A 24,777-nucleotide genomic window follows, 5' to 3' on the forward strand; every position below is an offset into this window, starting at 1 on the left:
CGTGCAAATTTCGATGTTTTTAACCGTTACCGTGTGTAACGCCGTGTCAGACGCTATGCTCCATTAGTCAGTTTTTTTATGTCATTGGTCGCAGCAGGACAACGCCTAGATTGATTACATACAGCCATGTATGTATATTGTTGGTTTATTCTGCCTAAGTTAAAAAAGCATTGCGTTGTGGTGGGATCTCACAGGAGTTTTTATGCGTGAAAAAATGAAGCTGGTTGCCGCATCTGCCATGGCGCTATTGTTGCTGGCGTGCAGTGAGCCGCAATCGACAGGGGCTGGCGCGGGAGCAAGGGTTCCTGAGGTTGAAGTGGTTGTATTGGCCAAAACCTCATTGGCAATAACCACAGAGTTGCCGGGGCGCACTACAGATTTTCGTCAGGCGCAAATTCGACCGCAGGTAAATGGTATTTTACAGCAGCGGCTGTTTACTGAAGGGCAGCAGGTTGCAGCTGGTCAGGTGTTGTACAAAATAGATGCCGCGCCTTATGAAGCCGCCTATGCGAATGCAAAAGCCAACCTTGCCAGCAGTAAGGCGTTGGCGCATAACGCCAGGTTAAAAGTCGAGCGTTTTAAAGGTTTGCTTGGCAGCAAAGCGGTAAGCCAGCAAGATTACGATGATGCTCAAGCGGCATTAATGCAAGCTGACGCGGCCGTTGCCAGCAGCGAAGCCGCTTTGCAAAGCGCGCAAATTAATTTGAATTATACCAATATCAAAGCGCCTATCGCCGGGCAAATTGGGCGCTCTGAGGTAACAGAAGGGGCGCTATTAACGGCGAATCAGGCGCAGGTATTAGCGACTATTCGCCAGCTTAATCCTATCTATGTCGATTTAACCCAGTCGAGTTCAGCGTTATTAAAACTGAAAAAGCAGTTACCCGGTGAGGCTAAAGACACGGTGAGTGTCGAGCTATTGTTAGATGACGGCTCTACCTATGCGCAACAGGGGAGCTTGCAGTTTTCTGAAGTACACGTAGACCCCAGCACCAGCATGGTGACATTACGCGCGGTGTTCCCCAACGACAATGCCAACTTACTGCCAGGTATGTTTGTGCGGGCCAGATTACAGCATGGTATGGACAACAATGCGCTGCTTGTGCCGCAAGTCGCTGTTAGCCGCACACCTAAAGGCGAAGCGTCGGTAATGATAGTTAATGACAACAACATCGTAGAAGCGCGCAGTATTGAGGTTGGCCGTGCTGTTGGCCAGCACTGGCAGGTATTGTCGGGCTTAAACGCCAAAGAGCAGGTGATTGTTGCGGGGTTACAAAAAGTACGGCCTGGGGCTCAGGTTACCGTGGTTAACTCATCCGCCAAGACAGCTAAAGGCGATGATGTGGGCAATGACAACCATACTGCTACGCAGTAAGTAGGAGTATTCGATGGCAAATTTCTTTATTAACCGGCCCATTTTTGCCTGGGTAATTGCATTAGTCATTATGTTGGCAGGCTTACTGTCCATTAAGCAATTACCTATAGAGCAGTACCCGCGTATAGCGCCACCGTCCATTAGTATTAGTGCCAGCTACCGTGGTGCTTCGGCACAAACCGCTGAAGATGCGGTGACTCAGGTGATAGAGCAGGCGATGAATGGCCTGGATAACCTGATGTATATGTCGGCCAATACCGACTCATCGGGCAATGTAAGCCTAACCTTAACGTTTGAAACCGGCACCGATGCCGATATTGCCCAGGTACAGGTACAAAATAAACTGCAACAAGCCTTACCGTTATTGCCACAAGAAGTGCAGCAAAATGGGGTGCGGGTAGCTAAATCCAGCGGTGGTTTCCTGATGGTGGTGGGCTTTATTTCTGAAGACGGCAGCCTGGCGCGGGATGACATTGCCGACTTTGTTGTTGCCAACGTAAAAGATCCGCTTAGCCGCACTACAGGTGTGGGTAATGTGCAGGTATTTGGCAGCCAGTACGCGATGCGGGTATGGTTAGACGCCGACAAACTAAACCAGTATAAGCTTACGCCTGCCGATGTAACGGCAGCCATTCGCGTGCAGAATAATCAGGTAACGGCAGGGCAGTTGGGCGGTGCACCAGCATTACCCGGCCAGCAATTTAATGCGGCGATACTGGCGCAAACGCGTTTAACGACGGCTGAAGAGTTTGGCCAGATTTTACTTAAAGTCAGTGCTGACGGTGCCATGGTGAAGCTAAGCGACGTGGCCCGCATTGAATTAGGCGGTGAGGACTATTCGGTTATTGCCCGCTATAACGGCAAAATGGCAACCGGTTTGGCCATAGAGTTGGCCACGGGCGCCAATGCATTGGATACCGCGGCGGCGGTAAAAGCCAAATTAGCAGAACTTGAACCGTATTTTCCGCAAGGTTTAAGCACTGTTATCCCCTATGACACCACGCCCTTTGTTGAGGTGTCGATAAGTTCGGTAGTACAAACTCTGATAGAAGCCATTATCTTGGTGTTTCTGGTGATGTATCTGTTTTTGCAAAACTTCCGCGCTACACTTATTCCCACGTTAGCCGTACCGGTGGTGCTACTGGGTACCTTTGGTGTTATGTCGGCATTTGGTTTTACCATTAACACACTCACCATGTTTGGTATGGTACTGGCTATTGGCTTGTTGGTAGATGATGCCATCGTGGTGGTAGAAAACGTTGAACGGGTAATGAGCGAAGAAGGGTTAGGCCCGGTTGAGGCCACACGTAAATCTATGGGCCAAATTACCGGAGCATTAGTGGGCATTGGTTTGGTGTTGTCCGCCGTGTTTGTACCAATGGCCTTTTTCGGCGGCGCTACCGGTGCTATTTATCAGCAGTTCTCTATTACCATTGTTACGGCTATGGCGCTGTCGGTATTGGTGGCACTTATTTTTACCCCGGCGCTATGTGCCACTATGCTAAAACCGATAACCGCGGATCATCAGGCTAAGGGCGGATTTTTTGGCTGGTTTAACCGTGGTTTTGACAACACTAACCGTAATTATCAACGTGGCGTGGCAGGCATGTTGGCACGGCCGAAGCGTTCAATGTTGGTGTACTTAGCCATAGTCGTGGTCATGGCGGTGATGTTTGTCCGGCTACCCACCTCGTTTTTACCCGAAGAAGATCAAGGCGTATTTTTAAGCATGATTCAATTGCCTACCGGTGCCAGCCAGGAGCGAACCGAGGCAGTGATGGATAAAGTGGCTGCGCATTATGCAACTGAAGCTGCGGTGCAGTCGGTGTTTACGGTATCGGGATTTAGCTTTGCGGGCCGTGGCCAGAATATGGGCCTGGCCTTTGTGCGGTTAAAAGATTGGAGCGAACGCGGCCCGGCAGACAGTGTACAGGCCGTAATTGGCAGAGCCTGGGGCTTTTTTGGTACCGTAAAAGAGGCGCAAATTTTTGCCTTTAACCTGCCGCCCATTATGGAGCTGGGGCGCGCAACAGGGTTTTCTCTGTTCTTGCAGGATAGAGGCGGGCTTGGCCATACCGCGTTGCTAAATGCACGTAATCAGTTATTGGGTATGGCCGCAGCAGAGCCGGGTTTAGTGGGTGTGCGCCCTAACGGCATGGAAGATGCGCCACAGCTACAAATTGAAGTCGATCAGTTAAAAGCGCAAGCGCTGGGGGTGTCGTTAACCGACATTAACCAAACTTTATCTATTGGCTGGGGATCTACCTATGTAAATGATTTTGTTGACCGTGGCCGGGTAAAAAAGGTGTTTGTGCAGGCCGAACCAGAGTTTCGCATGACACCAGAAGACATTAATCGTTGGCAGGTGCGTAATAGCAGAGGCGAAATGGTGAGCTTTGCTGCCATTGCCAGCAGCCATTGGGTGTATGGCCCACAGCGATTAGAGCGCTACAACGGGGTGTCGGCGATGGAAATTCAGGGTGAGCCTGCCCCAGGCACCAGTTCGGGTGATGCTATGGCCAGCATGGAACGGCTGATAGGTCAGTTACCCGCAGGTATTGGTTTTGAGTGGACGGCAACGTCTTATCAGGAAAAATTGTCTGGCTCGCAAGCGCCGGCGCTGTATGCCTTGTCTATATTAGTGGTTTTTCTGTGTTTGGCGGCGCTGTATGAAAGCTGGAGTGTACCCTTTGCCGTTATTTTAGTAATACCGCTGGGTATTATTGGCGCACTTAGCGCAGCGTATTTAAGCGGCATGGGCAACGATGTGTACTTTCAGGTTGGGTTGCTAACCACAATGGGTTTGGCGTCGAAAAATGCCATCTTAATTGTTGAGTTTGCCCGCGAACTGCAAGAGCAAGGTAAAGCGCTAACGGCGGCGATATTAGAAGCCGTGCGCTTGCGTTTACGGCCCATTATTATGACATCAATGGCATTTTCGCTTGGCGTACTGCCATTAGTGATTAGCTCGGGTGCCGGTTCTGCCAGCCGAAATGCCATTGGCACCGGTGTGCTGGGCGGTATGATATCCGCTACCGTGCTGGCGGTGTTTTTAGTGCCGGTGTTTTACTTGGTAATTATGCAGCTGTTTTCCCGTAAGGCTAAAGCCAATAACACAAGCGCACTTTAAGTCAGACAATACAGCCGCAGTAATGCGGCCAAAAGGCGTTCCTTTTGCCGGCTGCCAAGTCCCACGCGAAGCAGCCGGTTTTTTTTGCCGCTATAGTCTGTTTGGTGTGGCGGTAAGACAGGAATTAGCGCGGGTAAATTAGCGTTTACTTTTTTAAACCCAGCAGAAAAGTGTCAATAAGTGCCGGGGTATGTTGGCTTAAATCGCACTGCTGTGGTTTAAGTAAAAAGTGGCTAATAATACCGCCGACGTACATATGCAGCGACATTGCGGCAAGCCGGGGCGACACGCCATCACGCAAAGTACCTGCTACTGCCGCACGCTCAAAGGCGCGTTGCATTACGGCTACGGCTTGCTCATCTAATTCATCTTGTTTGTGTACTGCGGGGTTTAATTCATCGATGTATTCGCAGCGGTGAAACACAATGGTAAGCACCCGTTGGTGTTGTTCACTTGAGGCAATTAAACTCAGGCCGTTTACCATTAACTCTCGTACCTGGGTAAACGGATCGGCAGAGGGATCACTGTCAACCGCGTCTAGCAAATGCTGAAAAGGCAAGCGCACCCGCTCTAGCATGGCATTAAATAAATCCGCTTTATTCTGAAAATGCCAGTAAATGGCACCACGGGTAACGTTGGCCGCCACGGCAATTTTTTCCAACGTTGTGCGCGACACGCCATGTTGAAAAAACAACACTTCAGCGGCATCTAAAATAGCAGTACGGGTGCTTTCTGCTTCGGCTTTGGTGCGGCGAGCCATGGCACAATCTCTTGGTTAACGGGGCTTCAATATTATTAGCGCATACTAACATAATGAGCTGAGTTAGGCATCTTTGGCCTGCAAAGCAAATTGGTTTATGACCCAATTTATCGTATGGCGCCTGACCTTAAAGGCACATAAGCTCTAAGTGCAAATGTTAGATCTAACGAGACTTAACAAAGGTAGCATTAAAACAAACTTCGGGGTCAAAACAAACTCCGGGGGGAGGTCTTGCTTTTGGCCTTCTCCGTCTGGTGCGCTAAAGTTTAGCGATGCTAAACACCAGGCGGAATTAATACCATAGACAGATCTTTACGGCTCGAATTTGCCGGTGCGCTTTACCATATCACTAGCAAGGGTAATGAGCGCAAAGCCATCTATTTTACAGTCTAACCCTATCTTGCTTCGGTAAGTGCAACATTAAATTGCATTTGCCAGCCAGTTAATTTGCTGTGTTAATTCAGCTTAAACACACGATGCTGGCGAAGTATGATAAATAACCACTTGATTTCGGCCTTGGTCTTTAGCGAGGTATAGCGCTTGGTCAGCCTGTTGCAGCATGGTGACAGTGCTGGCAACTGGAGTTTGCGTATCGGCAATAGCGATGCCAATACTGGTGGTTAGCGGAATAACTGTATCGTCAACTTGCAGTGGGTGTTGGCGAAACATGTTAATCAGCTTGTCGGCAACTTGCTCTGCCGCAGTACGTTCTGTTTGTGGTAATAACACTAAAAACTCTTCGCCGCCAAAACGGCCTGCGGTATCTTCTAACCTAATGTGTTTTGACAGTAACATAGCTGCATGTTTTAGCACTTTGTCGCCGGTTAAATGGCCGTATTGGTCGTTAATTTGCTTAAAATGGTCAAGGTCCAGTAACAAAATGGCATAGGGTTGTTGATGTCTGGCGTGTAACTGCTGACAAACAGCCAGTTTTCGATTTAAGGCAAAGCGGTTGTATAAGCCGGTTAGTTGATCGCGGTCGGCCAAATGACGTATTTTGGCCACTAGCCGGACTAAGGTGCTGCTGAAAATGATGATATTAACCAACAATACAAAAACCAGATAGGCCCAATACAGCTGAGATTTGCCTTGATGTACCGCGGGAGTAGTTGGCTCGTCAATAAACAGTGTGGCTAAAAAGCGCAGCAAAAATAACAGGCTGATACCCGCCAATGGTGCTGCCACTGCTGCTGCATAGCGCTTTTTAAAACTGTTGGCAGAGGCCTGATACAAAATGGCGGTGCTTGATGTAAGACTGATAAAAGCAAACGCAGAGAACAACAGGCCCAGCCAATTATCTTTGTTGTTGTCAGGTACCTGTAGAGCCAGTATGGCCCAAAGTAGCAGCAAGACGACGTCGGTTTTAATGGCGGAAGGGCGTTTAAACAGGGCCAGAAAGCCGGCTTTTAATGCCACAAAGGCCAATAGAGCAAGTAAGTCAGCCCCCTGCCACAATAAGACGCCGCTGTCCTGTTGGCGCAAAAACAACAGTGCGATGCCAACAAACAGCAACATATTGGCGACGGAAAAGCGCAAGCTGGCAATGGGCGCAATGCGCATAAGCCGTGACAAAATAAGCCATGCTATCGCCGATATTCCAGCTAATAACATAATAAAGGCTAATATTTGCTGCTCAGTGGTGCTTACTGGCATGGCACACTACTTATATTAAAACCATTGACAAAAGCTAAGCAGGCTTTTGTTCACAAAACAAGTTTGTTTACCAGCGTTGTTGTATTAAATGAGCTTATTTGACCACAAAATCAAAATACTGCTCGGTGTATACCGGCGGCTGATGGGTGAAATGCCACCATTCCATGTTGTACACCTTAAAGCCCGCACTGAGCATGATAATTTCCAACAGTTGCCGGTTTGCCTGTTGCAACTTGGTTATACCCGTTGCGCCAACATTGGAGATAGGATCAAACAGGTCAAACGGCGAGCCCATATCAATGGGTTGCCATTGACCAGCGCTGTTTTGTCGCGCCAGTGTCAGGTCTAGCGTGCTACCGCGGCTGTGGCCTGACTGTTCAGCAATGTATTCACCCACCAGTTTGTCTTTGTCCAGGTTGGGATAGTAGTCCGTCTTAGTACTAATGTCGGTTAAATCTGCCGCCCAACGCATAAAATGGTTTACGGCCCGTTGTGGCCGGTAGCAGTCAAAAACCCACAGGGTATAGCCTTTTTCCATGGCCGCTTGCTGCGCTTTAACCAAGGCATTAGCGGCGTTATTTTGTAGGTAACAGCGGTTGCTTTCATAACCGTCGACAGGACGGCCAACAAAGTTTTTATCGCCCAGATACGCCATATGTACCTGTATATCCGGTGCTAGCGTGCTGACATCACTAAAATCTTCGGGTATATCGTTATCCGCCGCCAAGACGGTGTTGCTAACAACTAACAGAGCAAATAAATTGAGCATTTTCATATCATTGTTACTCCGGCGGCGACAAACGCCATTAAGGCTAACGTACCACAAAACAGGGCATACGGTAGCTGAGTTTTAACATGCTCTAACAGATCGCAACCCGAGGCAACAGAGCTAACCGCCGTGCTATCGGAAATAGGCGAGCAGTGATCACCAAAGACACCTCCGCTCAAAATAGCGGCTAACACCAGTGAAGGCGGTAGCCCCAGCAATTCGACCATTGGCATACCGATAGGGATTAATATGGCAAAAGTGCCCCAACTGGTGCCGGTGGTAAATGAAATAAGCGCGCCGGCTAAAAACAGCAAGGCAGGAATAAGCACCAGCGGCAGGCTGTCATTAACAATTGAGGCAATAAAGGTACCGGTGCCAAGCAATTTTAAACTGCTGCCCAGAGCCAGTGATAACAATACTATAGTGACTAACGGCAGTAGCTCGCTCATGCCTTTAAAGCCAATGTCTACCAACTGTTGGTGTTTAAATCGCTTGCTCAGTAGCATCATACAATAGGCCACCAGGCATGCCAGTGTGGTAGCGTATAATACGGATTGTGAGCCTGAACCTGATACCAGGCGGCCGTTGCCTGTCATCAGCATAAAGCCAATCATCGAGCCAACCAGGGTTAACAAGGGTACAAGCATAAAGCTGGCATGAGTGGGTTTAACGTCAATTTCGGTATGCGCTGCCAGGGTGTGTAGTTCCTGCTCAGATTTACGCATTGGGCCATATACCTTGCCGGTTATAATAGTGTACAGCACCACACTAAGGGTAAACAGGGCATAAAAATTCAGCGGTATGCTGCCAATCAGCACCGATACGGCGTTGTCACCCAGCGAGTAGGTGCTTAACAGGCCAAGAATATAAGCGCCCCAGCCATTAAGTAAAATGATAATACAGATAGGTGCACTGGTACTGTCAATAATATAGGCAAGCCTGGCGCGGCTCATTTTGAATTTATCAAACAGGCCACGCGAGCTGATACCTGCGGTTAATGAACTAAGGTTAGATTCAATAAAGGTAACGGAGCTGATAAAAAAAGTGAGTAACCCGGCCTGACGCGGCGTGCGTGCAATGCCTTTATCCACTAATAATTTAACGGTTGCAGACACCCCACCGGAGTCTCGCATGTAGGCCAACAAGCCACCCACTAACAACGAAAACATCAGGATACGGGCGTTGTCACCATCCCGCGTTACCGCGACAATACGCTCCAGCGTTTGAATGCCACCATCAAGCAGTAAGCCAGGGCCTGCACCTTGGCCACCGTATAAAAAAATCAATAACTCCGCACTGCATAGCGACAACAGCAACGCCAGAATGACCTCTTTACGCCACAATACAACAATAATGGCGACCAGCGCCGGAACTAAGGTTAACCAATCAGCCAAAACGGCCTCCTGTTATTATTATTCTATTTTGTTTAAATGCTGAATAATTTATACCGGTTGTACTCTGGTGCCGCAAGCTCTGTGCTGTGTTTTGCGATAAAGAGCTTATTGCGATGGATGACGCATTGTGTCAGTTTGCTAACTGCTTCTGACCTTGCAATTGTTAACAGAATTACGCCATGCTAATGACCTAAAGCAGTGATGCGGGGGGCGACATGCAACAGGCGCTAAAGTGGCTTTTTGCCAGCTTTTTAAGTTTAACCACGGTGGTACAGGCGATGGCAGTAGACGGATTGTCGGTAGAACAGTATCAGCAGATAAAACAACCGGGTTTAGATAAACCCCAGCTTGAGCACAGTGATATTGCACCGCTTTTGGCACTGCACCAGCAAAATGCCCTGTTTCGCTTTTCGCAGCTGGGGCTGTCGGCACAGGGTACGCCGGTGTGGCAAATTGATATTGGCACCGGCCCGATAAAGGTGTTGGCCTGGTCACAAATGCATGGCGATGAGCCCACCGCCACTGCCGCATTAATGGATTTATTAAACTTTGTTAGTGCGCCAGAGCAAAAAAACTGGCGGGATAATTGGCTGAATAAGGTGACACTACGGCTTATTCCTATGGTTAACCCGGATGGCGCAGCAGCCAATAGCCGCTTTAATAGCATGGGTATTGATATCAACCGCGACGCCAAAGCATTGCAAAGTCCGGAAGGGCAGTTGTTAATGCAAGCCGCAAAAGCATTTAAGCCGGCTTTTGGCTTGAATTTACATGATCAAAACCGCTTTTACGCCGCTGGCGACAGCAATAAACAAACTACTATTTCGTTACTGGCGCCTGCATTTAATGAGGCAAAAGATATTGATGCCTCGCGCAAGAAAGCAATGCAGCTAATTGGCGACATGGCCGACTTGATGGCAGAGCAATTACCGGGCTATCTGGGAAAATACGATGATACCTTCTCTTGGCGCTCGTTTGGCGACACGTTTTCCGGCATGGGTATTAGTACCGTATTGATAGAGTCGGGTGGCTATCCTGGCGATGATAACCGGCAGGTTGCGCGACGCTTGAATGCTCAGCTGCTGGTATTAAGCATAGAAAGTATTGCCAGTGGTGCCTATTTACAGCAAACGTTAGAGGGGTATCGGGCAATTCCGTTTAACCGTGATGGTGGCATTAAAGATGTATTGATCGACAACATTGGTATCGCTATTAACGGCCACGATGCGATAGTGGATGTAGCGCTGGAGTTTGATTTAGTTGGCGCTAAGCAAGCCCGTGTGCGTGATATTGGCGATTTATCCATTTACGGCAGCTATCATCGTTTTGATGCGAGTGGTCTGCGTTATCAAGCGCCTAAAGCTTATACACTAACCAAAGCCTTGACGCTGGATAAAACCAAATACCTTGCACTATTACGTGAGGGATACAGCCATTTTAGTGGTGACGCCAGCCTGCTAACGAATAACACCGACTGGCCCGTAGTCCTCAATCCAAAAGGGTTAAGCGACACTTCGCCGCAGCGTTTTCGCCATGCCACTTTTTTGTTGGCAAATAATGAGGGCGTGCAACTGGCCCTGTTAAATGGTCAGTTGCTGGATTTGCGCAATGGGCTGATATTGTACCCACTGGGAACTTAACATTGAACGATGCTTAACCGCTTTACCATCGCCCGTTAGCGGCTGAGCTGCTGTTGCCATTTTAATAGCGCATCAAGTTGCTTACGTATCAGGCCGTGTATTTTTTCGTCGATAACATTGCCGTCGGTGTCAAAGCTACCAGCAAACGCATTGGCAAATACCTCTGGCTGGTTTAGTGGGTGCAGGTTTAAAAACACACATACCTGACGCAAATGATATTGAGCCCGGCTGGTGCCCATGCCGCCACCTGCGCCCATAATGGCTGCTGGCTTGCCGCTTAGCAGGTGGTTGTCGGGTTCACGCGAGGCCCAGTCCAGTGCGTTTTTCAGCGCCGGTGCCAGTGAATAGTTGTACTCCGGGCAGGCCAGTAATAGCGCATCAGCCTCGCCCAGCTGTTTTAACAGTTGCTCTACCGCCGCAGGCTTTTCTGCTAAATCAGCATTATAAAACGGGACATCCAACAGGTCTGCCAGATGAATTTTCATTCCCTCAGGCGCATTCGCCTGTGCATAGCGCAACAAACCGCGGTTAGCCGATTTAGCGCGTAAGCTGCCACAAATAGCCAATACATTAATACTCATTGTTTGCTCCGTATGTTGTGTATAAAAGCACTGCTTGAAAAGACCGTTTCAGTGTAGCTTAGGTGGCTGTGTTTAGCTTGGGTTCAAATTATTTGAACATTGAGCGCAAATTATTCCGCTTTTTCCACTGTAACGCCCCCGCTATGCTGTGGGTGTAAAGTGAACTTATTGCAGGAGAAGCCAGATGTTTGATATGAGATATGCAGCAGAGCGCGGCAAAGCCGATTTTGGTTGGTTACAAAGTCACCATACGTTTTCTTTCGCCAACTACTATGATCCGGCGCAAATGGGTTTTTCAGCGCTGCGGGTCATTAATGATGACAAAGTAGCGCCGGGCGCAGGGTTTGATACTCACGGCCATAAAGATATGGAGATTTTAAGCCTGGTGCTAAGTGGCAAAATTGCCCATAAAGACTCGGCTGGTAATACCGAGATATTACCGGCAGGTGAGTTTCAGCTGATGAGCGCAGGGGCAGGCATTTACCATAGCGAATTTAATGCCAGCAAAACGGATGAGCTGGCCTTTTTACAAATTTGGTTACAACCAAATCAGCAGGGTGGTGAGCCAGGCTATCAGCAAAAAGATTTTGGCCAGCGCGAAGGTTTAACGCTGATTTTGTCGCCTGATGGCCGTGACGGCAGTTTAACACTGCGCCAGGATGCTTTGCTGTATCAGTTACTGCTGCCCTACGGTGAGCAACTGGCCTATAACATTGCAGCCGGTCGTAAACTTTATATTCACTTGATTAACGGTGAGCTGGAGGTGGCTGGGAACCGATTGCAGCCGGGTGATGGCATCAAAATCAGTGAAGAAACCGCGCTGATACTCACGGCAAATGCAGCAACTAAAGCGCTTATTTTTGATTTGCCTTAACGGCATTGATGTCTGAATGACTTAGTGTGCGGCGTTATTCAGCCGGTATAAAGCTACTGCGCGCCAGTATGGTAAGTAAATACCGCGGCTGGCGCTGCAATGCCGGCCTTAGCGACGGTAAATTGCACTAAGGAGATACAGAGATGAAAACCCATTTAAGTATTGTGGCCGTTACCTTAGTACTGTTGTTGGCAGCGTGTGACAGCAAAACCTCGGAAAATTCCCCTAACGGCGCAGAGAGCAATAATTCAGAGAGCAATAGTTCAAAGAGCAATAGTTCAAAGAGCAATAGTACAGTGGGTAACCCTGTATTGAGAAACTCTAAAGTGAATAGCATTATTGTGCCCGACAGTGAGCATAGCGCCCGCAACAGCCTGGACTGGGTGGGTACTTACGAGGGCATGTTGCCCTGCGCCGATTGTGAAGGTATCAATACTACTGTGGTGTTAGCCGCCGACTTTAGTTACCAGTTAACCCGGGTTTATGTTGGTAAGGATGCGATGGCATTGAACAGTAGCGGGCAATTTAGCTGGAATGAGGCCGGTAGCACCGTATTGCTGGAAGCTGAGCAGCCAGTACAATTCTTTGTTGGCGAAAACCAGCTGTTTATGTTGGACTCGCTGGGAAAACGCATAACCGGCGAATTAGCGGCGCGTTATCGGTTAACCAAGCAGCAGGACACAGCGCTACCTGCTGCTGATCAGGGGTAAAGTAAATAAGGCTTACGTTGCAGCCGGAAGTGTTGCAACGCCTCTTGCCAGCCAGCGCGGATCTCACTTTCGGTTAACCCTTGCTCTATTTGCAGGCGTAACTGGTCGGTTCCGGCCAGTTTGTCCATAAAGCCCGCCGAGTTAAAAAATATCTCGTCTTGTGCCTTAAACAACGCATGCCACCGCAGCAGATATTCCAGGTTTAAGCCCTGTGCTTTGACCTGGCGTAAATCTTCGCCCAGCAGCACTTTATCCATTAGCGGTGGGCTTAGTGCGGCGCCCGGTGTAGATACCGGCATAAACTGAAAATTACCTGTGCTGAATTTATCGTAGCCGATAACCTGAAACGGAAAAGCGGTACCACGGCCAACGCTAAGGGGGGTGGCTTCAAAAAAACCGAGTGACGGATACAAGGCTATTGCTTGATCGTTGGGTAAGTTAGGGCTGGGTTTTACTGGCAGCGAATATGGCTGGTTACGTTGATAACCACTTAGCGGCACCACACTTAGCTGCAGCTTGTCAGCGTGGGTTATCCAGCGCTCGCCTTTAATCATCTGCGCCAGCTCGCCTACTGTCATGCCATGTAATAGCGGAATAGGGTGCATACCAACAAAAGACTGAAACTGCAGGTCCAGCACCGGGCCGTCTACATAGGCGCCGTTAGGGTTAGGCCGGTCCAGCACCAACATGCTTACGCCATGTTCTGCAGCAGCCTGCATCATGTAATGCATAGAGCTGATGTAAGTGTAATAACGCACCCCGACATCCTGAATGTCAAAAATGACGACGTCCAGCTTTTGCATTTGCTCTGCACTGGGCTTTTTGTTGGCACCATACAGTGATAGGAGCGGTAACCCGGTTTTACTATCTACGCCAGACTTAACTGTGGCGCCGGCGTCGTGATCGCCACGAAAACCATGCTCTGGTGCAAAAATGCTGACAATGTTTATCTGCTGGGCTAGTAATACATCAACCAGATGTTGCTGCCCCAGCATGGACGTTTGGTTGACCAGTACCCCCACTCGTTTGCCAGCCAGCATCGGTAAATACTGTGACAGCTGTTCTGCACCAGTTTGCAGTGGCGGTTCAGCAGGTGCGTTTACGTTGTTATCGGCACCGCAAGACAGCAAGCAAACGCTTAATAGCAATAGCAGCAGTGCTCTCATAGTTTACTCTCCGGTTGTAATGCTTTACGGATAAAACCTTGTTGCTGTGTTAGTTGGCGACGACAGTCTGTAATTGGCTGGCCGCTAAGAATATGTAAGATAGCCAGCTTGGCGCTCATATCAGCCGCTTTTAGCGCGTCACGTGCCACTTGCGTTGAGCATTCGGTTGCTTGCATAACGATGCGCACGGCACGTGCAACCAGTTTTTCATTACTGGCATGTAAATCTACCATCAGGTTTTGATACACCTTGCCACTGCGGATCATGGCGGTGGTGGTTAGCATATTTAACAGTAGCTTTTGTGCTGTCCCTGCTTTCATTCGGGTTGAACCAGTGACGACCTCAGGGCCTACCACGGCGCAAATACCGATGTCGGCCGCATTTAACACTGGCGCATTGGCATTGCAGCTAATTGCTGCTGTAAAACAGCCGATGCTACGGGCATAAGCGAGGCCGCCCAGCACATAAGGCGTGCGGCCACTGGCTGCTATACCCACTAAAATATCGTCTGCGTGCAGTTGTATTTGCTGTAAATCCTCTACCGCCAGCGCGGGGTTATCTTCCGCACCTTCCACCGCTTTATATACCGCACCATTGCCGCCGGCAATTAACGCCACAACCTGTGATGACGGCACACTGTAAGTTGGTGGGCATTCTACCGCGTCCAGTATGCCAAGCCGGCCACTGGTGCCCGCGCCCAAATAGACTAAACGACCACCTTTGCTAAAGGCTTCGACAATACGATCGGCTACCGCTGCTACATCAGGCAGACAACTGACCAGACTTTTTGCCACAGTTTGATCTTCAGTATTAATGCGCTGCACGATTTCTAAGCTGGACAAAAGATCAATGTCTCCACTTTTAGGGTTGCGCGCTTCGGAGCTCATACCTTCTAGCTGCTGTAATAAGGTGTCTTGTGCATTAGTTGTCATGGCCAAGCCCCGAAAAAGGTGAAGAGGAAATAAGCTGCAACGCAAGAATATAGGCGCCATCAAGCGCACTGCCTTTTGCTGGTTGCAGCAACGCCTGGCATGGCAGGCTTAACCGTGGCGCGGTGATGTCGGCCAGGCCGCCTAATAACACCACTGGCAGGTCAAACTGCTCGCGGCCATGCCACAACAGTTGTTGTACTGCCTCGGCGTGGTGCTGTAATAACGTATCTGCCAGTGGACATTGTTGTGCATAGTGAAAAACCAATGGCGCTAAAGCTGCAAAGTCGTTTGGGCTGGCCGTTTTTAGCCACGGCAATAAGCGGGCTGCGTCGCTGCCTATTTTTTGTGCAACCGCATCAAGCAATGGGCTGGTAATGCCGGCTAAACTGTCTACTTGCCACAGTAGTTCACGTACCAGTTGTTTACCCAGCCAGGCGCCTCCCCCTTCGTCACCAATATTAAAACCCCAGCCACCCACTTGTTGTTCAGTGCCGTCGGCTTGCAGGCGCATGGCAACAGAACCGGTGCCTAGTGCGACAACTAATACCGGCTGCCCCAGATTGGCACCGTACAGCGACGTTTTCGCGTCAGTCGTCAGTAAAAAGTGGCTGTAGTGCTTGGCCAGCTGTTGGCTGGCTTGCTGGTGTTGCTGCGGGTTGCCAGCGCCCGCTAATCCCATCACTGCAACTACCTGCTGCGAAGTAACGCCCGCTTGTTGGCACAGGCTCTGGCTAACGGCGTTAATATTGTTGAGTGCCTGCGAGAAATCATTGGTCAGCGATGCCGGTCCGGCGTATTGCTGCCAGTGTTGGCCTGTGCTGCTATTTGTCAGTCTGGCCAGTGTTTTGCTACCGCCGCCATCGACCGTCAGGATCCACATGTTATTGCTCCTTTATGGCATGTTGTGGCGCTGTGGCGTTGCCGCTAAGACAGACCAATGTCGCCACTACTGTGCCGATACACAGTTGCCAGGTAAAACCTAAATTAAATGCCGCCAGTGACGGGCTAATTTGCTGAAGAATATAGGGTTGCAGCAGCAGGGTTATGCCAAACCCGGTAAGCAGGGCAGCCGTAACGGAATAACGATTACCGCGATGGCTAAATAATGCCGTAAAAAAGACCCCTAACAGGCCACTGTATGAAAACACCATCACGCTGAGGGCAAAAGCTAGCAAGGGCATATTTGAATACTGTTGCCAGTAAAAACACAATATCGCCATCGCTGATAACGTGGCGGCGGTGACTATCATACCGAGTTGACCTGCACGAACAAAATGCCGCTCACCGGTGTTAGGCTGCTGTTTAAGTTTCCACGGTTTATACATGTCAGCTATCAGCACCGATGACATGGAGTTTAAACCAGACGTAATAGTCGATAGCGCCGCCGCAATTACACCAACGACGACTAGCCCTCTTAGTCCGGATGGCATTTCGTTTAAGACGTAATACATAAACACGGTGACTTTTTCGCCGCCAAAGCTATCGGCAAAGCCTTGGGCTGGCTGATATAAATCCGGGCGTTGGTAAAAGATATACAGTAAAAAGCCAATCAGGATAAACACCAGCATGGTGGGAATAACCATTAATGCCGAGCTGAGCAATGCCCGCGCACCAGCTTTGCTGTCTTTGCAGGTGAGTACGCGCTGGGTCATATCTTGATCCAAACCAAAAGCCGCAATATTAAGTAAAATAAAACCACTCAGCGCAGACCACATATTAAATACGCCGGCTGAGCTGACATCAAACCGCCAGTCAAACAGCAGTAATTTAGACGGACCGCCTTCAATAGGCTGTTGCAGTGCCTGGGTGAGCGTTGCAACATCCAAACCCAGGCTTTGGTATAAGTAAACCAACACCAACAATGCCGCCAGAACATAAACACCACATTGTAGGGCGTCAGTATAAATAACAGAGCGGATGCCGCCGGCAACGGTACAGGCCAGGCCAATTAACGCCAACAACACTACAGCAACTAAGACACTAGAGGCTTCAATATTATTAAAAAGCAGCATGGCCACTGCAATGGCGGCCATGTACAAACGCGCACCGCTGGCAAAAATACGGCCAAACAGATACATCGTGCCGGCATGGTCTTTCGCGCTGGCGCCAAAGCGTTGCTCCAGCAACTCGTATACCGTGGTAACTTTAAGTTGATAGTAGCGAGGCAGTAAAAAGCGAATAACGATAAAGGTAGCGATAAGGGCGCCGATATTGGTTGCAATATAACTCAGGTTGCCACGAAAACCCATGTCAGGGCCGCCAAGAAAGGTGGCTGCCGATTGCGACGTGGCTAGCACCGATACGGCTACCACCCAAACCGGCATGCTGTTGGCAGCAAGAAAATAATCATTACTGCTGCCTGCTTTGCGGCGGTTAACCCACCAGCCTAGCAATGCTAGTACGGCGAAATAGCCAAAAAAAACAACCCAATCGAAAAATGTCAGTTGCATGCCAAGCCCTGCATAATAAAACGCCAATTAAAGATACCATACCGCATCATTTATGAGTAAAGTATACATTTATATTTATCTTGAATGAATAAATTATTTTTGTTGTACTGCAGCTATGTTCCGCCAGAATATCAGGACACCAATATGGCTTTATCATTATTCAGGGTCAAAATGACATGCATCAAAGTGCTAGCGTTGTACTCAACGCTTTTATTCAGCGTAAGTGGGGTAGCTAAGACCATGACGGCGAGCGTTGCTATTAATAAGGCCCCATCTGCTAGTGTTAAACAAATGTTGGGCCAGAAATTGATGCTGGACTTACGATATTACTGCACCGAGGCGCCAAAACAGGGTAAATGCAAAACACCGATGACCCAGCTACCCGCCGAGCTTGCGACACTGATCCGGGATTACGATATTGGCGGCGTTATTTTGTTTGCTGAAAACTTAGACTCTGTGGAGCAGATTATTCAGCTTAACCGTGATTTGCAGAACGCTGCGCAGAGTTCGGCACTGAAATTACCCTTGTTTATTGGTATTGATCAGGAAGGCGGGCGGGTTGCTCGTTTACCTCGGTCGTTGGCGACGTCTTTTAGCGGTAATATGGCCATTGGTGCTACGTATGCGGAGCACGGCACGGCGTTCGCCTCAACGGTTGGTAAAGCCCTGGCGGATGAACTGCTCCCACTGGGGATAAATGTTAACTTTGCGCCGACGGTTGATGTTAATGTTAACCCGTTAAACCCGGTAATCAATGTGCGGGCGTTTGGTGAAGATGCCCAACAGGTTGCTGAGCTTGGGGGCGCCATGACAGCAGCCATGCAGCAGCAAGGCATGATAGCAGCGCTAAAACATTTTCCCGGCCATGGCGACACTGAAGTAGACAGCCATTTAGGTTTACCAAAAGTAGAGCATAGCGCGCAGCAAATTCGCCAGGTAGATTTATACCCCTTTGCGCAGATTATTAAACACAACCAGCCCGGCATGATTATGACCGCTCATATTCAATACCCGGCGCTGGATAGCTCAACCTTTGTGTCAAAAGAAGGCGAGCAGATGATTAAACCTGCTACTTTGTCGCGTACCATACTTAACGATGTATTACGAAAAGAGCTCGGCTATACAGGCGTTATTGTGACTGACGCTCTGGATATGGCAGGTATTAGTAAGTTCTTTACCCAAACCGAAGCGGTTATACAAACTTTTGCTGCCGGTGCTGACATTGCCTTAATGCCGGTAAAGCTGCAACAACCGGACGAGTTACCTGCACTGGCCGCGTTACTGGAGCAGTTAACGGCCGCAGTCACTGCAGATAAAATCCCACAGTCCGAGCTTCGTGCATCTTATCAGCGCATTGTGGCGCTAAAGCAGTTGTATCCATTAATACCCGCAGAACTTACTGTCGCCGAGCAACATAAGCGGGCACATGCTGTGCTGGGTAACGCGTCGCATCGCGCCAGTGAGTTAGCGTTAGCACAAGCTGCGGTGACACAAATCAAGCCGGCTGTGGGTATGCCTTTTACGCTTGAACAGCAGAAAAACTTGCTGCTGGTTATGCCAGATAATGCCAAAGCAACAGCACTTAGCGCCGCGCTGCGCCATTACAGCAAGGTGCCTTTTGCTATTTCGGTGATAAGCCTTCAACAACCTGACATCAGTGATGCCATTGCTAAAATAGCCGCCGCAGATATCGTGATTAGTGGTTTTATTTCGCCGATGCAAAGCCTGGCTGATATTGGTGGTATGGACGACATGACCGGTATTAGTAATATTGCCGCAGCGTACCAACGACAAAAAACACAGTTTGAAACGCTATTGCCACAGATAAAAGCCAGTAACAAACCGCATGTGTTTATTAGTCTTAGAGCCCCTTACGATATTACTGATTACGGCCAGTTTGCCGATGCTGTGCTGGCAACCTATGCCTATAACACCGCTGAAGATCCGTCGTTAATAAATGCAGGTAATGCCACCTACCAAGCCCTGGCGCAAGTGTTACTGCGGCAGATCCGGCCTACAGGGCAATTGCCGGTAACCGTAACCGGAGCGGATAAATAATGTTTGCCGCGATAAAGCGGCATTGCCAGCAGATACTTGGCGGTATGCATGCCAACCGTTTACTAGCGTTAGATGCGCTGCGTGGGTTAACCATTACCGCGATGATACTGGTCAATAACCCCGGCAGTTGGAGTTATGTATATGGCCCGCTGCGTCATGCACAATGGCATGGTTGGACAGTGACCGATCTTATTTTCCCGTTTTTTATTGTTATTGTTGGTATGTCGTTACAGCTAAGCTTGCAACGACAGCCGCGGCTTGCCAACGCTGAGATATTAAAACAGGCACTGCTACGGTCAGCTAAACTGTATGGTTTGGGGCTGTTTTTGGTGCTGTTTTATTACAATTTCCGAGACCCAAACTATAGTTATGTCGAACAAAAAATAATGACAATACGTACGTTGGGTGTGCTGCAGCGAATCGCGCTGGTGTATCTCTGTACGGTTGTTATTGCGTTGTATTGTGGTACCCGTGGCCGTGTTGTCGCGATACTGGCACTTTGTGGCGTCTATCTCGCTGCGATGTGGTGGTGGCCTTACTATACTGAGCAAGGTGTCAGGTTTGCCGGCATGTTTGAATTTGGTAACAGCTTTGCGGCCTGGTTAGATCATACGGTGCTGGGCGCTGCCCATGTGTACTACCGCAGTGCAACGCCGTTTGCTTTTGACCCCGAAGGGCTTTGGTCAACGTTGCCTGCCATTGCCAGCTGTGTCAGCGGGTTATTAATTGCACAGTGGTTACAAACTGAGCGCAATTTAGTACAGAAAACCCGTGGCTTGTTATTGTTCGGTGTGGTGGCGGTATGGCTGGCAGAGCTTTGGCATTTTGTTTTGCCGATAAACAAGAGCTTATGGACACCGAGCTTTGTTGCGTTAAGCACTGGCTACTGCGCACTGGCATTAGCGGCCTGTATTTTTCTTTGTGATATGAAAAAGTATCGCCTTTGGGCAGCGCCCTTTGTGGTGTTTGGTGCCAACGCAATATTGTTTTTTATGCTTGCCGGTGTCGCTGCACGTTTGCTAGGCATGCTATCTGTGGGAAATAGCGCATTACAAAGCTGGTTATTCAGTGCTGTTTACCAACCGCTGTTTGGTGATTACAACGGTTCACTGGCTTTTGCGCTTAGTTTTCTGGCATTGTCTTACCTGTTAATGCATTGGTGCTATAGGCGCGGTTATGTGTTTAAAGTATAACGGATGAATAATAGCTAAAAAATAGCAGCACTATTTTAAACTGGTAAATGGCTAACAAGGCGAAGGTCCCGGGGAATAATTTGATGAAATATTGCGCAGCAATGCTTGTCATGCTGCTCTGCTGCACACAGGTTTTAGCCGAAAGCCGGGTTGTAGTAGTGGGTGTTTATCCGAATGCGCCGAAAGTATTTGCTGCTGAGGATGGCAGCCCTACGGGCATTTTAGGCGAGCTTCTACTTACCATTGCCGAGCAAGAGCAGTGGCGAGTTAAGGCTGTGCAGTGTGATTGGGCCTACTGCATGCAGCTACTGCAAGCGGGTGAAATAGATTTACTGCCGGATGTAGCTTATACGCCACAGCGCTCGCTACAGATGGATTTCCATCAAACGCCGTCGTTAACCAGTTGGTCTCAGTTTTACACTGCACCAGGTGTGCAGGTGCAAGCGATGACTGATCTTGCCGACAAACGCGTAGTGATAATGCATGACTCTGTGCAGCAGCATTACTTGCAGCGCGTTATAAACCAGGCTGGGTTAAACACTGAATTGTTGGCAGCAAAGTCGCTAGCCGAAGCATTTGCTATGGTCGCCGCTGGCTCGGCAGATGTGGTAGCGGCAAATCATTATTTTGGTGCGGCGCATTTTTCTCAATTTCATTTACGGCAAAGCCCGCTAATGTTTGAACCGGTACAGCTGTTTTATGCCACCAAAGCAGGACGCAATCGTGATCTTTTAGATAGCATTGAAAGCTATCTCGGACGTTGGCAAAGCAATGTCGATTCACCTTACTATCAGATTTTGCAACGCTGGGGCAGCGCAGCGCCTGAAACACTGATACCCAAAAATGTCTGGTGGATGTTAGCGATGCTGTCGGCATTGCTAATGTTGGCGCTTAGCGGCGCTTGGTGGTTAAAACGTCAGGTTGCGGAAAAAACCCGGCATTTGAAAGCCAGTGAAAACCGGCTTAACACGATTTTGAATAGCGTTGATGCACATATTTATATTAAAAATAGTCGCTTACGTTACGAGTACATTAACCGCAAGGCGGCTGATTTATTTGGCTGTGAACCTGAGCAAGCGGTGGGGCGACGTGATGATGCTTTTTTTGATGCGGCTACCTGTGCCAACCTGCAACAGAATGATTTAAAAGTGTTGCAACAAGGCGTTCGCTTAGTTGAAGAAGAGAACAACCGCTCGCTTGATGGTAGCCAAAAGCATACGTATTTGTCAGTCAAATTGCCGCTGCGAGACGAAGCCGGCAATATTTATGCACTTTGCGGCATTTCAACCGATATCACTGAACATAAACAGCAACAACAGGAAATTCATCAGCTGGCGTTTTATGATGCGCTAACGGGGCTAGCTAATCGGCGCATGCTGTTAGATCGCTTACAGCATGCGGTGGCACTGCGGGAACGGCAAACAGACCTTGCGCAAGGTGCGTTGTTATTTATCGATTTAGATCACTTTAAAGATTTAAACGATACATTGGGCCATGCTATGGGCGATCAGCTGCTAAAACAAGTTGCACAGCGCTTGCAAAACCATTTACGCAAAGTGGATACGCTGGCCCGTTTGGGTGGGGATGAGTTTGTTGTGTTGCTAACGGATTTGCATCCTGATCAGGATGTGGCCAGTCAGAAAGCCGGGTTAATTGCGACAAAGGTGGTGCAATTACTGGCTGAACCTTTCATGTTGCAGGACAGAAACTACACCCTGTCAGCGAGTGTCGGCGTGGTGATGTTTGCTGACGGTTGCAACAGCTATGAGCTGCTACAACGGGCCGATCTGGCGATGTATGATGCCAAAGGTCACGGTCGTAATGGCATGCGGTTTTTTAACCAGCAAATGCAAGCCGATATTAGTGCCCGGGCAGAGCTGGCTGCTGGCTTACGTCAAGCCATTTTAAACAATGAATTACTGCTGCATTTTCAGCCCCAGTTAGAGCGCGAAAAGGGGATTGTTGGTGCAGAGGTGTTGCTGCGCTGGCAACATCCTGAGCAGGGCATGATCTCACCCGCCAGATTTATACCGGTGGCAGAAAGTACCGGCCAAATTTTGCAAATTGGCCATTGGGTACTGGAGCAGAGTTGTTTACAATTGGCCGAATGGGCCCGATTCCCTGATACAACACACTGGTATCTGGCAGTTAATATCAGTGCTCGCCAGTTACACTCGGCCAATTTCGTCGCAGACGTGAGCCGGGCATTGCAGCAAAGTGGCGCTGCGCCGGATAAGCTGGTGTTGGAGCTCACTGAAAGCCAGTTGTTGCAGGATGTCGACACCGTTATTGCTAAAATGCAGCAGTTAACCAATTTAGGTGTGCGGTTTTCGCTTGATGATTTTGGTACCGGCTACTCTTCTTTGAGTTATTTAAAGTTATTGCCATTACAGCAATTAAAAATTGACCATTCTTTTGTGCGTGATCTACTGACCGACCCCAATGATGAAGCCATTGTTAAAACTATTATGGCATTAGGGCAAAGTCTTGAGCTGGCTGTTATTGCCGAAGGTGTGGAGAGCGAAGCGCAGTATCGAAAGCTGTTACAGCTGGGCTGTAAACAATTTCAAGGTTACTTTTTTGGTAAGCCTCAGCCGCTGGAAAGCTTCGTTTCGTCAGCAAAAAGTGCAATGGTTAATCGAACGCCTGTGCCTTAAGCGCCGCCGCGCAAATGGATAGAAGCTGATTAAGTGCCTCGAAAAACTCTCTGTCGTTTTGGTTAGCAATACCAATCACCAGGCCCGTTCGGGGTTCGCCGGCAAATACGTAGCGGCTTAACAACTGCGCTTTGATACCCGCCGTGGTAAGTTGCTCAACTAACTTGGTTTCATCTAACGAGTATGGAAATTCTAATACCAGGTGCAAGCCTGCGTGCTGCGCCTTTAGCTGACACTGCGGTAGGTGTTGTTGTAATAACTTAGCGGCTAAGTGTTTTCTTTGCTGATAAAACCGTCGCATTTTTAGTAAATGGCGGCCAAAATGTCCTTCATTAATAAAGTCTGCCAGTGTAGCTTGCGACAGTAATGGCACATCACCATGCAGTGCTTGCACTATTGCAGCAGCGGCTGCGATAACGTGACGGGGCGCAACTAAATAACCTAACCGTAGCCCGGGAAACAGGGTTTTACTAAAAGAGCCAACAAACAATACGCCATCGCCACCGGCCAGACCTTGTAAGCTGGCTATTGGCCTATGCTGATACTGAAATTCGCTGTCATAATCATCTTCTACCAGCCAAACACCGTGGTTTCGAGCCCACTCCAGTGCACTAATACGTTGAGCCAGCGGCATAATACCGCCAAGCGGATATTGGTGCCCAGGCGTCAAAAACAGGGCTTTAGCTGCTGTCGCAGTGGGAAGTTGTTCGGTGTCTAACCCTAGCGGTGTACTCGCATCCAGAAACTGCACCTGCAGCTCACACAGTTGCAGTGCTTGCTTTAGCCTGGGATAACCAGGCGTTTCCATAAGCACCTGCTGACCAGCGGCGGCGACTAGTTTGGCCGCGACAAACAAAGCTTGTTGCGCTCCGGCAGTAATTAATATGCAGTGCTCGTCGCAAACAACTTGTCTGGATTGGCGCAAATACAGCGCTAAGGCTTGGCGCAGTGGTAAATACCCCAATGGATCAGCGAAGCCAGATAACACGGCGCGCTGACTATGTCGTTGTAATAAACGCTGCCATATAGCAAACGGGAATAGCGGTAACGCAGATACTCCTGGCTGCAACAAGCCGTTACTGGCCCCGCTTTTCTGCGGCAGCGCATATTGTTGTATTGCCAATGGCGGTTGCGATTGCTGTTTTGCTGGCTCACTAACAAAATAGTGCTCTGGTAAAGCGACAATCTGATAACCACGCCCCGGCTGCCCATCCAGATACCCCTCAGCCACCAATTGTTGCAGCACCTGATTTACCGTATTGCGGCTTAATGCCAAATCTGCTGCCAGCATCCGGCTGGAAGGCAATAAGGCGCCACTGGGCCAGATGCCCGTTAGCATTTGTTGGCGCAACAGGCTGTAAAGCTGTTGTTGCAAACTACCTTGGCCACTGAGCTGCAAATTATCGGTAACTAAACGCAACTGGTACTCCTGCTT

General features: G+C 49.1%; 18 protein-coding genes. 8 read left to right on the plus strand and 10 right to left on the minus strand.

What is annotated here, in order from left to right; genetic code table 11:
- Nucleotides 1-202: 202 nt before the first annotated feature.
- Nucleotides 203-1,375: an efflux RND transporter periplasmic adaptor subunit gene (locus tag ORJ00_RS07980; RefSeq protein WP_306139503.1), complete on the plus strand. Its 1,173-nt coding sequence runs from the start codon at nt 203-205 to the stop codon at nt 1,373-1,375.
- A gap of 13 nt (nt 1,376-1,388) precedes the next feature.
- On the plus strand, nt 1,389-4,505 hold the full coding sequence (locus ORJ00_RS07985; RefSeq protein WP_306139504.1) for an efflux RND transporter permease subunit: 3,117 nt from the start codon (nt 1,389-1,391) through the stop codon (nt 4,503-4,505).
- A 145-nt stretch (nt 4,506-4,650) separates the two neighbouring features.
- Here the strand turns inward: ORJ00_RS07985 and ORJ00_RS07990 are convergent, their stop codons facing one another.
- The 4 genes from ORJ00_RS07990 to ORJ00_RS08005 all read right to left on the minus strand — a co-directional run bounded on the left by ORJ00_RS07990 (nt 4,651) and on the right by ORJ00_RS08005 (nt 9,081).
- Entirely contained in the window at nt 4,651-5,265 is a 615-nt protein-coding gene (locus ORJ00_RS07990; protein WP_306125829.1) for a TetR family transcriptional regulator, read from the minus strand.
- Nucleotides 5,266-5,730: 465 nt separating this feature from the next.
- Nucleotides 5,731-6,918 carry a GGDEF domain-containing protein gene (locus ORJ00_RS07995; RefSeq protein ID WP_306125827.1) on the minus strand — a complete coding sequence of 396 codons (1,188 nt, stop codon included), beginning with the start codon at nt 6,916-6,918 and terminating at the stop codon, nt 5,731-5,733.
- A gap of 94 nt (nt 6,919-7,012) precedes the next feature.
- The gene (locus ORJ00_RS08000; RefSeq protein WP_306139506.1) at nt 7,013-7,693 is read right to left on the minus strand and encodes a M15 family metallopeptidase; all 681 of its coding nucleotides are present in this window, start codon (nt 7,691-7,693) and stop codon (nt 7,013-7,015) included.
- The gene (locus ORJ00_RS08005; protein WP_306125825.1) at nt 7,690-9,081 is read right to left on the minus strand and encodes a Na+/H+ antiporter NhaC family protein; all 1,392 of its coding nucleotides are present in this window, start codon (nt 9,079-9,081) and stop codon (nt 7,690-7,692) included. Before ORJ00_RS08005 ends, ORJ00_RS08000 begins: the two co-directional genes overlap by 4 nt.
- Before the next feature lie 215 nt (nt 9,082-9,296).
- On the opposite strand from ORJ00_RS08005, the gene ORJ00_RS08010 reads away from it, so the two are divergent.
- Nucleotides 9,297-10,721, plus strand: a complete 1,425-nt coding sequence (locus tag ORJ00_RS08010) for a M14 family zinc carboxypeptidase (protein WP_306125824.1) — start codon at nt 9,297-9,299, stop codon at nt 10,719-10,721.
- 35 nt (nt 10,722-10,756) lie between these two features.
- Here ORJ00_RS08010 and ORJ00_RS08015 read toward each other — a convergent pair whose 3' ends face one another.
- The gene (locus tag ORJ00_RS08015; protein WP_027672115.1) at nt 10,757-11,302 is read right to left on the minus strand and encodes an NADPH-dependent FMN reductase; all 546 of its coding nucleotides are present in this window, start codon (nt 11,300-11,302) and stop codon (nt 10,757-10,759) included.
- 184 nt (nt 11,303-11,486) lie between these two features.
- On the opposite strand from ORJ00_RS08015, the gene ORJ00_RS08020 reads away from it, so the two are divergent.
- Together ORJ00_RS08020 and ORJ00_RS08025 are read left to right on the plus strand one after the other, a co-directional pair.
- A complete protein-coding gene (locus tag ORJ00_RS08020) occupies nt 11,487-12,176 on the plus strand; it encodes a pirin family protein (RefSeq protein ID WP_306139507.1) in 690 nt (229 codons plus the stop codon).
- 143 nt (nt 12,177-12,319) lie between these two features.
- The gene (locus ORJ00_RS08025) at nt 12,320-12,886 is read left to right on the plus strand and encodes a copper resistance protein NlpE (protein WP_306139508.1); all 567 of its coding nucleotides are present in this window, start codon (nt 12,320-12,322) and stop codon (nt 12,884-12,886) included.
- Here ORJ00_RS08025 and ORJ00_RS08030 read toward each other — a convergent pair.
- Genes ORJ00_RS08030 through ORJ00_RS08045 form a run of 4 tightly spaced genes read right to left on the minus strand, consistent with a single transcriptional unit; the run spans nt 12,877 to nt 17,434 of the window.
- Entirely contained in the window at nt 12,877-14,052 is a 1,176-nt protein-coding gene (locus tag ORJ00_RS08030) for an exo-beta-N-acetylmuramidase NamZ family protein (RefSeq protein WP_306125821.1), read from the minus strand. The two genes, ORJ00_RS08025 and ORJ00_RS08030, sit on opposite strands and share 10 nt — an antisense overlap.
- Nucleotides 14,049-14,984: an N-acetylmuramic acid 6-phosphate etherase gene (gene murQ, locus ORJ00_RS08035; protein WP_306125820.1), complete on the minus strand. Its 936-nt coding sequence runs from the start codon at nt 14,982-14,984 to the stop codon at nt 14,049-14,051. Before murQ ends, ORJ00_RS08030 begins: the two co-directional genes overlap by 4 nt.
- On the minus strand, nt 14,974-15,864 hold the full coding sequence (locus ORJ00_RS08040) for a glucosamine kinase nucleotide-binding domain-containing protein (RefSeq protein WP_306125819.1): 891 nt from the start codon (nt 15,862-15,864) through the stop codon (nt 14,974-14,976). Before ORJ00_RS08040 ends, murQ begins: the two co-directional genes overlap by 11 nt.
- 1 nt (nt 15,865) lies before the next feature.
- A complete protein-coding gene (locus tag ORJ00_RS08045; protein ID WP_306139510.1) occupies nt 15,866-17,434 on the minus strand; it encodes a sodium:solute symporter in 1,569 nt (522 codons plus the stop codon).
- A 144-nt stretch (nt 17,435-17,578) separates the two neighbouring features.
- On the opposite strand from ORJ00_RS08045, the gene ORJ00_RS08050 reads away from it, so the two are divergent.
- From ORJ00_RS08050 to ORJ00_RS08060, 3 genes are all read left to right on the plus strand, one after another.
- A complete protein-coding gene (locus tag ORJ00_RS08050; RefSeq protein ID WP_306139511.1) occupies nt 17,579-19,492 on the plus strand; it encodes a glycoside hydrolase family 3 protein in 1,914 nt (637 codons plus the stop codon).
- A complete protein-coding gene (locus ORJ00_RS08055; RefSeq protein WP_306139512.1) occupies nt 19,492-20,685 on the plus strand; it encodes an acyltransferase family protein in 1,194 nt (397 codons plus the stop codon). The genes ORJ00_RS08050 and ORJ00_RS08055 overlap by 1 nt, the downstream gene beginning before the upstream one ends.
- Nucleotides 20,686-20,768: 83 nt before the next feature.
- The gene (locus tag ORJ00_RS08060) at nt 20,769-23,342 is read left to right on the plus strand and encodes an EAL domain-containing protein (RefSeq protein ID WP_306139514.1); all 2,574 of its coding nucleotides are present in this window, start codon (nt 20,769-20,771) and stop codon (nt 23,340-23,342) included.
- Here the strand turns inward: ORJ00_RS08060 and pdxR are convergent.
- Nucleotides 23,320-24,762, minus strand: coding sequence for a MocR-like pyridoxine biosynthesis transcription factor PdxR (gene pdxR, locus ORJ00_RS08065; protein ID WP_306139515.1), 1,443 nt, complete (start codon nt 24,760-24,762; stop codon nt 23,320-23,322). The two genes, ORJ00_RS08060 and pdxR, sit on opposite strands and share 23 nt — an antisense overlap.
- Nucleotides 24,763-24,777: the final 15 nt, after the last annotated feature.

This window comes from Rheinheimera baltica, assembly GCF_030731985.1.
Classification (GTDB): domain Bacteria; phylum Pseudomonadota; class Gammaproteobacteria; order Enterobacterales; family Alteromonadaceae; genus Alishewanella; species Alishewanella baltica.

What these genes read in the sequence shown, in the direction of transcription:
- ORJ00_RS08060 (WP_306139514.1), top strand. Translation starts at nt 20,769, where the DNA reads ATGAAATATTGCGCAGCAATGCTTGTCATGCTGCTCTGCTGCACACAG.
- ORJ00_RS07985 (WP_306139504.1), top strand. Translation starts at nt 1,389, where the DNA reads ATGGCAAATTTCTTTATTAACCGGCCCATTTTTGCCTGGGTAATTGCA.
- ORJ00_RS07995 (WP_306125827.1), bottom strand. Translation starts at nt 6,918, where the DNA reads ATGCCAGTAAGCACCACTGAGCAGCAAATATTAGCCTTTATTATGTTA.
- ORJ00_RS08050 (WP_306139511.1), top strand. Translation starts at nt 17,579, where the DNA reads ATGGCTTTATCATTATTCAGGGTCAAAATGACATGCATCAAAGTGCTA.
- ORJ00_RS08025 (WP_306139508.1), top strand. Translation starts at nt 12,320, where the DNA reads ATGAAAACCCATTTAAGTATTGTGGCCGTTACCTTAGTACTGTTGTTG.
- murQ (WP_306125820.1), bottom strand. Translation starts at nt 14,984, where the DNA reads ATGACAACTAATGCACAAGACACCTTATTACAGCAGCTAGAAGGTATG.
- ORJ00_RS08045 (WP_306139510.1), bottom strand. Translation starts at nt 17,434, where the DNA reads ATGCAACTGACATTTTTCGATTGGGTTGTTTTTTTTGGCTATTTCGCC.
- ORJ00_RS08015 (WP_027672115.1), bottom strand. Translation starts at nt 11,302, where the DNA reads ATGAGTATTAATGTATTGGCTATTTGTGGCAGCTTACGCGCTAAATCG.
- ORJ00_RS08030 (WP_306125821.1), bottom strand. Translation starts at nt 14,052, where the DNA reads ATGAGAGCACTGCTGCTATTGCTATTAAGCGTTTGCTTGCTGTCTTGC.
- ORJ00_RS08010 (WP_306125824.1), top strand. Translation starts at nt 9,297, where the DNA reads ATGCAACAGGCGCTAAAGTGGCTTTTTGCCAGCTTTTTAAGTTTAACC.
- ORJ00_RS07990 (WP_306125829.1), bottom strand. Translation starts at nt 5,265, where the DNA reads ATGGCTCGCCGCACCAAAGCCGAAGCAGAAAGCACCCGTACTGCTATT.
- ORJ00_RS08000 (WP_306139506.1), bottom strand. Translation starts at nt 7,693, where the DNA reads ATGAAAATGCTCAATTTATTTGCTCTGTTAGTTGTTAGCAACACCGTC.
- ORJ00_RS08040 (WP_306125819.1), bottom strand. Translation starts at nt 15,864, where the DNA reads ATGTGGATCCTGACGGTCGATGGCGGCGGTAGCAAAACACTGGCCAGA.
- ORJ00_RS08020 (WP_306139507.1), top strand. Translation starts at nt 11,487, where the DNA reads ATGTTTGATATGAGATATGCAGCAGAGCGCGGCAAAGCCGATTTTGGT.
- ORJ00_RS08055 (WP_306139512.1), top strand. Translation starts at nt 19,492, where the DNA reads ATGTTTGCCGCGATAAAGCGGCATTGCCAGCAGATACTTGGCGGTATG.
- ORJ00_RS07980 (WP_306139503.1), top strand. Translation starts at nt 203, where the DNA reads ATGCGTGAAAAAATGAAGCTGGTTGCCGCATCTGCCATGGCGCTATTG.